General features: G+C 44.7%; 9 protein-coding genes. 3 read left to right on the forward strand and 6 right to left on the reverse strand.

The window, feature by feature from the left end:
* Positions 1-10: 10 nt before the first annotated feature.
* Positions 11-832 (reverse strand): DUF2877 domain-containing protein, encoded by an 822-nt coding sequence (locus IGI84_RS11425; protein WP_077452860.1) that lies wholly within the window; start codon positions 830-832, stop codon positions 11-13.
* Complete coding sequence (fdrA, locus tag IGI84_RS11430) at positions 822-3,830, reverse strand: DUF1116 domain-containing protein (RefSeq protein ID WP_220426881.1); 3,009 nt, start codon at positions 3,828-3,830, stop codon at positions 822-824. The genes IGI84_RS11425 and fdrA overlap by 11 nt, the downstream gene beginning before the upstream one ends.
* Before the next feature lie 116 nt (positions 3,831-3,946).
* Here fdrA and IGI84_RS11435 point away from each other — a divergent pair, with 116 nt between their 5' ends.
* From IGI84_RS11435 to IGI84_RS11445, 3 genes are all read left to right on the forward strand, one after another.
* On the forward strand, positions 3,947-5,524 hold the full coding sequence (locus IGI84_RS11435; RefSeq protein ID WP_420680700.1) for a PucR family transcriptional regulator: 1,578 nt from the start codon (positions 3,947-3,949) through the stop codon (positions 5,522-5,524).
* On the forward strand, positions 5,521-6,318 hold the full coding sequence (locus IGI84_RS11440; protein WP_220426883.1) for an alpha/beta hydrolase: 798 nt from the start codon (positions 5,521-5,523) through the stop codon (positions 6,316-6,318). The genes IGI84_RS11435 and IGI84_RS11440 overlap by 4 nt, the downstream gene beginning before the upstream one ends.
* Before the next feature lie 203 nt (positions 6,319-6,521).
* A complete protein-coding gene (locus tag IGI84_RS11445) occupies positions 6,522-7,667 on the forward strand; it encodes a monovalent cation:proton antiporter-2 (CPA2) family protein (RefSeq protein ID WP_220426884.1) in 1,146 nt (381 codons plus the stop codon).
* 156 nt (positions 7,668-7,823) lie between these two features.
* Here IGI84_RS11445 and abc-f read toward each other — a convergent pair whose 3' ends face one another.
* The 4 genes from abc-f to IGI84_RS11465 all read right to left on the reverse strand — a co-directional run bounded on the left by abc-f (position 7,824) and on the right by IGI84_RS11465 (position 13,556).
* Positions 7,824-9,293, reverse strand: coding sequence for a ribosomal protection-like ABC-F family protein (gene abc-f / locus IGI84_RS11450; protein WP_220426885.1), 1,470 nt, complete (start codon positions 9,291-9,293; stop codon positions 7,824-7,826).
* Positions 9,294-9,652: 359 nt separating this feature from the next.
* Positions 9,653-10,921, reverse strand: coding sequence for a dicarboxylate/amino acid:cation symporter (locus IGI84_RS11455; RefSeq protein ID WP_220426886.1), 1,269 nt, complete (start codon positions 10,919-10,921; stop codon positions 9,653-9,655).
* Between the two features lie 18 nt (positions 10,922-10,939).
* Entirely contained in the window at positions 10,940-12,190 is a 1,251-nt protein-coding gene (locus tag IGI84_RS11460) for an MFS transporter (protein ID WP_005225368.1), read from the reverse strand.
* Positions 12,191-12,341: 151 nt separating this feature from the next.
* Complete coding sequence (locus tag IGI84_RS11465; protein ID WP_220426887.1) at positions 12,342-13,556, reverse strand: pyridoxal-phosphate-dependent aminotransferase family protein; 1,215 nt, start codon at positions 13,554-13,556, stop codon at positions 12,342-12,344.
* Between the last annotated feature and the right edge of the window lie 20 nt (positions 13,557-13,576).

The raw sequence follows: 13,576 nt of genomic DNA on the forward strand, positions 1-13,576 counted from the left end.
CTCCCCATTTCTATTCTTTTTCCTCAAGTGACAATGACTCCAACGCTAACAACAACCCAAAACTAAGATCTTTGCCTGACGAATGACCAACGGACATCAACTGCTGCACATCTTTTTCAATCACCTGTGGGTTTTGCTTTTTTAAGTCTTTGAATAATTGCAGCATCAGAGAATTGACATACCCTTGACTGGCACTTTGAATATAAGCAAGGCTGACATCCGTCGTAGACAGCGGTTTTGCCAATGCTTGCGCTAACGCGTCAGCTTCTGGCTGCTGCAAGGCATAGAGCATCGCTTGATAGGCAACTAAAAGATCATCGCCGCTAGGTGTCAATCCTTTGCCGCGGCCAATCAGGTGAGCAATGATTGGTTCCCAATCTGAGACAGGCTGCCGCAATGCCGCAAACACTGCTTGGGTTTTCTCATCTTCGGGCAACCCAATCTTGGTTTCTAGTTTTTGTTGAAGCAGGATTTCTTTCAAAAGCTGCAATTCCGCAGAGGTGAAGGATAGCTCCTTCACCTGCAGCGAAACCAATTCTTTTTCCTCTAATGACAGAGAAAATGTTCCTTTTGTGCTGTAAAAGGTCAGACCATGCTCTCGGACTTGCACGCGATTGCCGACCTCGATCAAAGGCAGGACTTGTTCAAACAATGCATCTGGTAAAAAGATACCGAAGCCAGTCAAATAGTTGTGATAATTGTTGATGTTAACCAGTTGCTGCCCGATCATCACATTGAATGAACGATCAAACACGCTATGCACCCGACCGTTACGACCGAATCGTCGCAATGGGTCTAGATAATCACTGATTTTGATTTTCTCAGTCAACATCGATCCCCAGATCCTTCGCATAAGCCGTCAAGGCATTTTCAAAACAGCCTAACGGTGCGCGCACAGTCCCTGCACCGACTTGGCCGACACCTGCTTCTTTATGGGCGATCCCGGTATTGATGATTGGGGTGATGCCTGTTTCAACGACTTTACGGATGTCGATCCCCAAACAAGTCCCTTGGAAGTCCCATGTTGGGATCGAGAAGGTCGGATTATGACCGAAACAGATTTTTGCCATTTCATTGGAAGTTTCTAGCGCATCTTCAAAGCCACCAGCGCCGACAAAGCGGGTTACCCCTGGTGCAGCTACCATCGCCATTGCTCCGACGCCGACGGTTTCAGTAATGGCACTATCCCCAATATCAGGATTGCCATCTGCTTCGGTAAACCCAGTAAAGTACAAACCTTTCGGCGTATTGACTGGTGCAGTATGCCATTGGTCTTCTGTTTGGGCGACACGAACTCCAAAATTGACGCCGTTTCTTGTCATGGTGGTCACGATCGTTCCTTTGGCATCGACACGAGCACCATCAACGATGGCTTTGCCAGTTGCCATCATGATATTCAAGAAGAACTGATCGGTATCTGCTAAGAACTTGATCACTTCATATTTTTGCTTTTCATCGATCTCTGTTTGGATGATCAACGGTGCGATCTCTTTCAAGAAGTTCAATGATGCTGCAATATTTCGTTGATGGAATTCATCCCCCATTGTGATCGACCGGGCAATCAATACATTCAAGTTGATGCCTTCTTCTGTTAATTGTAATGCTTTGGCAATGGTTGGTCCTAAGACGTCTTTGATCCAATCCAAACGATCGATGACTTCTTGTGAATAGGCACCGAATCGCAAGACTTTACCGATCCCTTCGTTCAAAATACAGTAGGCTTTGTTGCCGACAAGGCGGTTTTCAACCACAAAGACAGGCATATTCCCAGAAGTGATCCCGCCCATTGGTCCAACTGCCTTGACATGGTGACATGGCATAAAGCGGACTTCCCCACTTTCGAGTAAGCGGCGGGCTTCGTCTTCATCCTTCGCCCAGCGTTCAAACAAGGCAGCGCCGATACAAGATCCTTGCATCGGTCCCGTCATTTCCGACCATTGGATCGGTGGTCCTGCATGCAGCAAGGTTTTCTGGCTTTCGTTTAATTCAGCGATCACTGATTTAGCTGGAACGACATCGATCAAGAATGGTTGGGCATTTTTGATTTTATCCGTCACTGCTTGGTTTTCAGCTGTGATTTTTTCGTCAAATTCTTCTAACGCGTCTAAAATACGGATCATTTTCTTGTTGCCGTTGGCACGAGGACGCCAGTTGAATTGTTCTGTTTTCCCGCCATATTGCAGGATCGATTCATTGAAACTTTGCAAGCCAACATTGATGATCCGTGGTTTGGTGGTCAACAGCTCCATCACTTTCTCGCTAACCGTCGGCACCTCAACTTTGCTACCAGTATAATTATTGACCGCTTTGTCTGCTTCAGAAAGAGTCACCCCTTTTAAGGCGAGGGCTAATTGCACTGCTTGAGCATTGCTTGGTGCCACATAGACGCCAGCTGCTTTCAAACGGTTGACTGCTTCTTGATAGTTTTGCGGATCTTTTTCAGTTCCGCAGACGGTAGCAACAAAGTACAACGCGCGATCGGCTGCTTGGGCTGTTTGCTGTGCAGCTTCGATGGCTGGTAACAGTGCACCTACCATATCTGCATGTGCGCCGTAACCTAACACCACATCAAATAAAATGACCCCGGTTTGCTCATCTTGCGCATAGTCTTCGATTTTTTTGATGCGCACTTCAGGATCGATCATTGGGTGCGGTTTGCCTTGGGTATAGATATCATCACCAAGGTCGATCACATCATAGCCGTGGGAATGCAAGATATAGCCTTCTTGTTTTACAAGGCCTTCTAGATTCAAGGCTTCGGAGATCAGCATTCCTGCTTCGGCAGCTAATGTACCGCCAGAATAAAGACCTTTGACCACTTTGTCTTCAGCGAGTTTGGGCACATCTGGGGTTGCCACGCGTTCAAAATAGTTCGCTTTGACGGGTTCTTCATTGGCAAGATCAACAGCGATGCGCGCTGTTTCTTCCAGCGTATGTGCCAAATAGACTTTTCCTTCATGGGCTTCTGGTTTTTCTCCTAAGAAAATCGCTACCACTGGTTTGCTGATACTTTGCAGCAATTGAACGACTTCATCCCGCACTTCTTTTGCAGGTGGTTTCGAGATCACGCAAATCACATCTGTCGGTTCATGATTTTCTAAAGCAACGATGGCATCTTTGACAGTGATCGCCCCAACTTTGTCGCTTAAGTCACGTCCGCCGGTCCCAATGGCATGAACGACACCACCGCCTAATCGGTCAATGATCGTCGTCACTTCTTGAATCCCCGTACCAGAGGCACCAACGACGCCGATGTTTCCTGGTGCCACGACATTCGTGAAGGCAATCGGAATGCTGGAAATAATACCGGTCCCACAGTCAGGCCCCATCATCAATAAACCTTTTTCATGAGCCAGCTTTTTCAAACGCACTTCATCTTCGATAGCAACATTGTCCGTAAACGAGAAAACATGCAAGTCATTTTTCAAGGCTTTTTCCATCTCGGCTGCGCCATATTCCCCAGGAATACTAAATAGTGCAACATTGGCATCTGGCATTGCGCTCAAGGCTTCTTGCCATGAAGCCGCCGCTGGCGTTTCTTTGCCTTGATCTTTTGCTGAAAGATCAGCTAAAAATGAATCGATCGCTGGCATTACTTGATCCATGATCTGTTCGTTTTGGCTATCGACCACGATCATCATATCGTTGGGTGAAGCACCTTCTGCCTCTTTAGAAAGCAATCCAGTGTTATTTAATATGTCTTTGTTTGCATCCGTCCCCATCATGATTTGACTCATTTCGACATCGCCTAGATCATTGATCGTATTCGTCAGCAGCATTAAGTTAATGGAATCTTGGTAGTTATTCTTTAAGATTACTGTGTGCAGCATTTGTTCTCCTCCTTTTCTTATACTCTCATTCTAACGAGCCTTGTTTGCGTTTTCATTGGATAAAGTTCTAAAAAAATGCTATACTTTTTATCCAAAAGAGAAAAAAGGAGCATTTTATGAAATTAAAAGAATTGGTTGAACTGCCGCTTTTTGAAAAAAGTAAAGTCCTGACTGGCTCCATTGGTTTAACAAATTCCGTTGGTTCCGTTATGGTGCTGGAAGCGATGGATATCGAGAAATGGAGCAAAGCCCATCAATTGATTTTGACTTCTTTTTATGCCTTCAAAGACCAATCCCCTGAGGAACTGCGTGTTTTTTTTGAAAAAATGCAGCAAATCGGTGTCAGCGGTTTAGTGATCAAAGTGGATCGCTTGATCCCTATGATCCCAGATTGGGTGATCGAGCTTAGCTTTGCTTATCAGATCCCTTTGATCAAAGTGCAGCAAGAAGTCAGCTATGAAGCCATCATGCTAGCTGTTTACGAACCATTGCTAAATCACCAAACCCAGCTGCTGCGTACCTATTACGAAGTTCGCCAGCGCTTCATGAAAGTTGAGCGCAACCACTCTTCTTTCGATCAGATCATGCAGGAGTTCTATCAATTGATCGAAAAGCCTTGTTCTTTGCGCATCCCCCATTTAAATGTGCATGTGTCCGTAGGTCAATCCTTTAAGAATTTCGTGGTGACCAAACAAGAACCCATGAAAACCGTCGAGTTTACCAAGAACCACTACGAATATTTGGAATTATTTTCTCATGAGAACAATCAATATGTGACTGCCATCAAAGTAGAGATCATCAATCCTTACAATGATTTATGTACTTTGATCGTTTATCAGAAAGATTCGCAGATCCCTGAGGCAAAAGTCATGATTATTGAAAATGTGATCGACGTCATCTATGAACGCCTCCAAATGGAGTATTTGTTGAAGAAAGAGCGCTACAATCGCATGAACAATCTTGCCGATGCGATCTTGCAAAACACTCCTAGCAATTTGGCTGAGCTGGATCTTTTGTTAGAAGAAGCGCAACTGGATCGCTACGATTTCTACCAAGGCATCGCCTTTGCTTCCAACAGCTTCAAAGATAAGGAGCGTAAGTCCGTCGTTTTGCACAAGCTACGGGCGTTGAAAACACCCCACGTCTTTTTTGAACACCACAATTATTTGGTGATCCTCTATAATTTCCAATCGATCGCCCATCAGGTGACGAAACAGATGTTGCAGACACATTTTGATGATGCCCTGTTAGCCGATGAACATGGCTGCTTGGTGGTCAGCGAAGTCTTGCGCAAGGAACAGATCAAAGAGATCCTGCCAGAGTGTTTGGATGCGATTCGCTTCAATCGGCAGTTTTATTTGGCGCCGATCATTGCCTATAGCGACTTAGGTATCTTTAGTTCCTTTATCAAGGAGAACCAACTGGAAAAGCTGCAGCAAAGTATTCCCCCGAAGCTGTATCAACTCTCGGAAGAAAATGAAGAGCTGTTCAAAACGCTGTATACCTTTTTTATCACGAATCGCAATTACAAAAATACGGCTGAAACCTTGTTTCTTCATGCCAAAACGATTCGTTATCGGCTAAGCAAAATCGAACAGCTACTAGAGATCGATCTGACAAGTCCGATCCAATTAGTCAATTACGAGATCGGCACCTATTTATTAGAGCTTCAGAAAAGGAGTCAAGCAAAATGAAAAAAGAATGGCAATTGACCACCGGTGCTTCGGTATCCCTTTATCCTGCTTCGGAGAAATACGTGATTTACTTTCACGGCGGCGGTTTTGTTTATGGAACCCGTCAAGACATTCCCGCATCACTGATCGCACTATTTCAAGAGCAGCAATACAGCGTCCTTACAGTCGATTATTTGCTGGCGCCCAATTCCTCGTTAGCGGAGATTTTGGCGCTGAACTGGCAAAATTTTCAAGAATTGCAAGCAACTGTGCTTAAAGATAACCCGTTTTGTTTCTGCGGACGCTCAGCTGGCGGTTATTTGATGCTGGCGCTGACCCAGCAATTACTGAAGGAACAACAGAGATTACCTGAAAAACTGGTCAACTTTTATGGGTACACCGATCTTTCTTTTATCGAAAACAAACGAGTCTTGCAGCAGCCGCTCTTAAGCAAAGAGCAAGTCCCTCCTTTGGATCAAACCGAGATCGTTTGGGATGATCCGCAGTTTCAGCGCTATTTGCCTTATGTTTATTGGGTCCAACAGCAAGAACTCGCCACCATCTATGGGCTAACAGCTGAGGATCTTTCTGACTATGCCATTGATCCTGAGCTGCTTGTTCAATTTCCTCCAATTTTCAGCAGTGCTAGCAGTACCGATGAGGAAGTTCCTTTTCGTTACAGCAAAGGCTTGAAGAAAGTGCCTAAAAGCAAATTTGTCCCTGTCTATGATTTGCCCCACGACTTTTTGAAAAACGTCGAGGAGCCGCAAGTCCAAATGGTGTTTCAGCAGCTCGCCCATTGGCTCGAACAATAATTTGTTATAAATAAAGCGAAAATAATGTTTTTTTATTTTAATGATTGCGCAGAATAACTCTAATTGCCTTCGCTTCCTCCTCATCTCAAAAAACGTGCGGTTTAATGAAACTCTTTTATTAAAAAAAGCTTGATACAGGCTCAATTCAAGAGAGAATGCTATACTAAAGGGGAGTATGTTATAGGAAAGAAGGATGAGGTTTTATGCATTTTGTCGGGATTTTGTGTTTGATCCTAATCACGACGACCCTCTTCTCGCATCTGGCGAGACGGATGGGCGTTCCTGCTGTCATCGGGCAGTTGCTAGCGGGGGTTTTATTAGGAGGCGCAGGACTCAATTGGGTCCATCCAGATATTCTAGTTCATGATTTTTCAGAGATTGGTGTTATTTTGCTGATGTTTTTAGCGGGACTGGAAAGTGATATTTCTTTATTGAAACGCTATTTTCGTCCAGGAATGCTCGTTGCCCTTTTGGGGATCGTGTTCCCGATGCTCTTCGGGTATGCCACAGGAGTCGGTTTTCAAAGCAGTCCCACAGAAGCGTTCTTTTTCGGGATCGTATTAGCTGCCACCTCAGTCAGTATTTCTGTCGAAGTATTGAAAGAGTTGAATGTGGTGAACACGAAAGAAGGTTCGACGATTCTTGGTGCTTCCGTCGTGGATGATATTTTGGTCGTGTTGGTTTTGAGTCTTAGCCTTTCCTTTTTAGGCGGCGAAAGCAGCCAAGCAACACCACTGCCGGTCACCTTATTGGTAGAACTGATTTATTTTGTGTTGATTTTTCTATTGGTGAAATGGATCGCTCCGTTCTTATTGGCACTTGCAGAAAAGCTATTTGCAAATTCCGCGGTGATCATCATGTCACTGATCATCTGCTTAGGAATGGCGTATCTTGCTGACCTTGTTGGGTTAAGCTCTGTCATTGGTGCCTTCTTCGCAGGGATCGCTGTCAGTCAAACGAAGGTTCGTGAGGAAGTGGAACACAGTGTCGAAGCATTAGGTTATGCCGTCTTCATTCCGGTGTTCTTTGTCAGCGTTGGCTTAGAAGTTGATTTTTCCCGCTTAAATGAGCAATTATTCTTTATTCTTGCCTTTACCGTGGTCGCGATCTTGACCAAACTGGTCGGCGGCTATGTCGGGGCGAAAATCGCGAAATTCTCGAACAACAGTGCTTGGATGGTGGGAGCTGGAATGATTTCCCGAGGTGAAATGGCATTGATCATTTTGCAGATTGGTCAACAAAACCAATTGATTTCGTCCACATTGTATTCCCCTTTGGTGATCGTTGTCTTGTTGAGCACCTTGATCTCTCCACTGATCTTAAAATACTTTACGCAAAAGATTTATTAAGCGATGTAGCAACAGCTAGGCGATACCGATTAGTGCAAAAAAACAGTGCGGGTTTTGTAGTGACCGCTCAACGGCCGATTTTTTGATCGAACGTTGGGCGGTCATTTCCTTTCCCGCGCTGTTTTTCTCTATACAGGTATAAAAGCGACAATGCTGCTAGTTACTGGAAACCAATGTTAATTTCCCATGATCGATTTGATACACGTCATCCGCGACAGCATCAATAAACGCTTGATCGTGAGAAGTGAACAAAACCATGCCACGATAGCTGCGAATCAATTGTTCCAAGACGGTGATTGTCGGCAGATCAATAAAGTTCGTCGGTTCATCAAGAATCAAGACATTGGCAGCTTGAGTAAAGATGCGTGCAAGCTCGACCCGTGTCGCTTCTCCGCCGCTTAGCACATTGACTGGCTTCATCACTTCATTCTGGCTAAATCCTAGATTGTGTAAAATACTGCGGACCAGTGGTTCCTGATAGTCTGTTTGAGCCATCAATTCCGTCAAAAGTGGTGTGGTGCTGTTTTTTCGATAGCCCATTTGCTCGTATATCGCAAAGACGATTTTCGGTGATACATAGATTCCCTCTCCACCTGCGATGATTTCTTTTAGTAAAGTCGACTTCCCCGAACCGTTCGGACCCACGATAGCGATTTTCTTCCCGGCAGCAAACTGGAAACTGCTGCTGTCTAGCAAACATTTCGTCCCTCTTTGAATGGTTACTTGCTCCCCACGAATCGGTTGTTTATTATGCAGTTCCACTGCAGGGACTACTGGAAAACGAATCACCTGCTGCCGCGCGACCCCCTTCACTTCTTCCAACTGATCCAAGCGGCTTTCCATGGCTTTGACTGTTTTTTGCAATGACTTTTGCACCGTGTCCTTTTGTTTTGATGACGACAAACGGTCTGGTCGGATGTTTTGCTGCCGCTTTTTTTCAGAAATGCGACTGCTCTTGATCACTTGTTCTTTTTTCTTTTGGATTGCTTGAGTCAACTGCTGCTTTTGTTGCTGATACTGTGCCGCCTCCCAGGCAACACGCTGTGTCGCTTGCTCTTTTTGCTGTCGGTAACTGTCATAATTGCCAGAATACTCGATGACTTTGCCTTGATCGACTTCCCAGATTTTCGTTGCCAGCTGATTCAATAGGTACCGATCATGACTGACCACGATCAGGGTGCCATAATAATACTGCAATTCCTCAATCAAGACTTGAATTCCTTGCTGGTCTAAATGGGTCGTTGGCTCATCGAGCAAAAGTCCTAATTGATAGGAAGATAACATTTGTGCCAACCGGTATTTGGTCTCCTCCCCGCCACTTAGTGTCGCCAATTCATTCGTTGGGATCGAAAAACGACCAAACAGCGCCCAGTCAAGAGCCTCCGTCTTTTCAGTCACCTCAGCGATTTGCGGGAAATAGTGAAACGAATTTTCTCTTTGGATCGTTCCTGAATCAGGATCGATCACTCCCGCAATCAATTTCAGCAAGCTGGACTTGCCTTGCCCATTTGCGCCCACGATCCCGATTCGATCTGTTTGATAGGCGCTCAGTTCTTCAATGTTCAGTACTTCTTTGGACCCATAATTTTTGATTAGCTTGTTTATTTTTACACTTAATTGTTCCATCAGTCTGTCCTTCCCGTCTAGGAAAACGCAAGAACAAAAAAAGGGCATAGCCTACCGCTATACCCTGATTTTAATAAGAAATTGGAAAAAAGAGGACACTCATCCCTTGAAATCACGATTGCCTAGACTTTTGAAATAGATTTAAATTAGCTATTCAAAAGGTCAATCCACAATTTCATCGATGCTGTCATGTTTTTTCCTCCTCTTTTTGTCGTATTTGTCTGTTGAATGACGAGCTGAAAATCAGTTGCTACTGTTTACCGTTTACGGTATTTCAGGAAGCTTCTTTAGTCTATCAACGAATCAATCGTAGCACGTTTTCAAAAAAGAGTAAAGTTTCATCACAAGAATGATTGGTCTTATACGCCATCGGTGATTTTTTCTGCTAATTTGACCGGGGCTTTTTCACCATTGAAGACTGCACGATCCAGTTCTCCTTCATCATGAGCAACGATCAACGCCACCGTGACGTCAGGATCCACATTCAAAAGGGTCCGAAACATCCCAGAAAACCAATCGATCCCTGCCAGTAAGGCGATGCTTTCATTAGGCAGTCCTAACATAGGTAAAACCGTAGCCAGTGTGACTAATCCGCCGCCTGGAACGACGATCGTTCCCAAGCATGCCAACGAGGATAACAAGACCACTTGCAAAAGATCTCCCAAGCTTAATTGGATCTGGTACGCCTGAGCAACGGTTACGATTGCCAGGGCTAAAAATAAGGAGAGCCCATTGCTATTTAAGGTCATGCCCAGAGGCATCACGAGCTTATTGATTCGATCACTGATCCCAAATCGTTCTTTGCCATCTTCGATTTGAAACGGCAATGAGACAGCAGAAGAGGTGGTCGTAAAGGAAATCACCGAGAGGCGCCACATGTTCTTTATCAAACGAAACAAGGAAACTTTGCAATAGAGCGACGTCAAGAGAAACCAAAGAAACAAAAAGAGCAAAGATGCTGCTGCTAACGTCAATAAAAAACTGGCTAACATTCCCAAAACACGAATACCGGTATCTTCTACTAAGGAAGCAACAAGGCCGAAAATCCCGATCGGCGCCAACTTCATGATCATGCTGACCATTTTTATCAAAATATGATTAAAACTGCTGATCATATCTAGAAACAGCTGATTCTTTTTTTCATGCTTGATCAAGCTCAAGGCAAGGCCAAAGAAGAGCGAAAAAATAATCACTTGGATCATATTCTGCTCCACCATGGCTTGAATAATGTTCAGTGGAACAAAGTTTAAGATGACTTCTTCCATGCTGCTGGTACTTAATGCGGTTTCTGTACTTTGCAGCAGGGATTGATCAAGGCCTGCGCCGGGCTTGAGGATCAAGGCGAAAAAGAGACCGAAAATAGCGGCGACAAGGGTCGAACCGGTAAACCAGAGGAAGACTTTCCCGCCAATACCACCTAATTCTTTTGGATCAAGTCCCCCCACCGCTTCAATCACCGAGCCCATGACCAACACGACCACAGACATTTGAATCAGTCGCAAGAAGAAGTTCCCGACTAGCTGCATTTGATCACCTAAACCGGGAAAGGAAACGCCCCAAAAAATCCCCAATACCGTTGCAATCATGATTTGGTTGGTCAAACTGATTTTTAAGGATCGTTTTTTCATCTGTTGTTCCTCACTTTTCTACTTTGCTGTTTTCTTAGAGTTTACAGTCAAGAATAAGAATGTACCACCGATCAACAAAATAATTGCGATATAAAAGCCCATTACTTTTGACCCTGTTGCATCCGAGATCGATCCGGTCAATGTTGGTGCGATAACGGAAGACATCATGCCGAAAAAGTTGAAGACCCCTAATGTCGTACCGACCCCAACTTTTGGTGCATTTTCCCCTAGCCAAGAAATGATGATTGGTTCAACCGCTAGTTTTCCAAGGAACCCGTACAAGATCAACGCGATCATTAAGAAGGTCGAATTTGTTGCTTGCACCGTTACTAATAACATCAACGCCGCCAATACTTCTAAAATAACGATAAAGGTAACTTTTTTATGCATGTATTTGTCTGCCAAGCGGCTAAAGAACAAGGCCCCAGGAATCGAAGCAAATGCCACCAATGAAGAAGAGAATCCGATTGCGACTCCTTGGAAGCCTCGTTCTGTTCCTAAGAAGTTTGGTAGCCAAGTAACCGTCATATAGTAGGCATAACACGTCGCAAAATATAACACATAAGTAAAGAGCATCCGCAGTGAGAACAAGGTCGAAAGGGAAACTTTTTCTTTCGGCTGATCCGTTGTTTCTTCTTCAGCTGCTGCTTGGCTCTCCAAGAAAGCCACGTCTTCTTTGTTGCTGCGGATCACCAATGCAAAAGCGATCGTCATACAAACGATCAAGAAAGCGGATAAATACATCATTGTTTGCCAAGGCATGTTCATCTGAATAACGATAAAGCTTGATAAGATCATCCCAAACCCTGAACCAACGGCAGAACCACTATTGACGATCGCTGTTGAGAAGCTCTTCTTTTCTTTCGGAATGTTCTGTGAGGTCAAAGAATACGCTGAACCGTAAAATGACCCACAGCCGATCCCTGCTAAAAAGCTACCGGTATAGATCATGGAGATTGAAGAGGCTTGTGAAATCAGTAAAGCTGCCAGTGCAAATACCACGAATCCTGGAAGCAGAACTGTTTTCTTCCCAATCTTATCCACCAAAAAGCCGGCCGGGATCTGCATGATTACATAGCCGAAAAAGTAAAAGCTGGCAATCGATCCTAATGCTGTATCAGAAATATTGCCGCCAAGTGACTCATTGATTTGCGGATAGACTGGCGATAACGCAGCGCGATAAATCCAGATAGTGACCCAGCCTGAACACATTAAGATAATAATTTGTTTCCAGTAGGCAAGCCCACCACGTTCTTTATTGATTTCCATTTTTTTCCCTCCATCAGTTACACAAGTAAAGTTTGTGAAGCACGCCAACGAAAGCGCTTTAAGATAGTCTTAGTGTACGTTTTTTTGCCGACGATTGCATTTGTCATTTTTCACAAAGCGCTTTCAGTCGTTGTGCATTTGTGCTAAAATTTTAAGTCGTTTTTTGGTAGTAATTTAACGCAGCGATGAGCGCTTTGCCGGCAGAAATTGGTGCTTGCTGGTACAATAGTGCCCCTTCTAACGCGGCTAGGACATGTAAAATATTTTCTTTGCGGCTGCTGTAACCCATATTTCCAATCCGCCAGATTTTTCCTTTTAGATCACCAAATGAACTAGCGATCTCTACACCAAAGGAGTGAAGCATCTCTTCTCGGACAGCTTCGCCATCAACACCTTCTGGAATAAAGATAGGGGTAACTGTCGGCATTTTGGTTGCTTTTTCGCCATAAATCGACAGCCCCATTGCCTCCAGTCCAGCGACCAACGCCCCTTCATTCGTCAAATGACGTTGATAGGCTGCATCGAGGCCTTCGTTTAGCAACATCCGTAATCCTTCATGAAGCGCATAGATCATACTCGTCGCTTCTGTGTGATGGTTGATTCGCTCTTTATTCCAGTAGCGTTGCAGTTGACTCAAATCCAAGTAATTACTCATAATGTGCCGCTTGTTTCGATCCGTTTTGCTCAAGCCTAATTCTTTTTGGTAACGGGAATTAAGGACAGCTTCGACTCGCTCGTTGTAGGTCACTAATGAAAGACCAGACGGCACGCTTAAACACTTCTGAGTACCAGCAATTGCCAAATCGACACACCAATCATCGACTGACAGGGCTACGCCACCATAAGTCGCCACCATGTCAACGACAAAGAAAATATCTTTTGCGCGACAATACTGCCCGATTTCTGCTAACGGCTGCATTTGCCCGTTGGCGGTTTCCCCGTGGACCATCGCCACGATCTTGGGTTGAAATGCGTCGATTTCTTTGATGACCTCTGCGGGTGCAAAAGGAGCTGTCCACTCTTTTTCTACATATTTGACTTGTGCTTGGGCACGTTCACAGATTTCTCCCAGTAAGAAAGCAAAGCGCCCATAGGCTGGGATCAAGACTTTGTCCCCTGGTTCGATCAAAGCGATCAGCGCCGCTTCTAAACCAGCTCGGGAAGTCCCGTCAATGGCAAATGCCTCTTTGTTTTTGGTTCCAAACGGTTGTTTGATCATTTCTTTGACCTCATCCATGATCGCCAAAAAATTCGGATCAAACTGCCCCAAAATACGATTGGTCATTGCTTGTAGAACAGCTGGATGGGCTTCTACAGGCCCAGGTGTCATGATCGTACGTTGTGCGATCGTTAACTCTTTATACATCTTTTTCCCTCATTTCTCTT

This window comes from Enterococcus sp. DIV0008, assembly GCF_050542615.1.
GTDB classification, from domain to species: Bacteria; Bacillota; Bacilli; order Lactobacillales; family Enterococcaceae; genus Enterococcus_D; species Enterococcus_D innesii.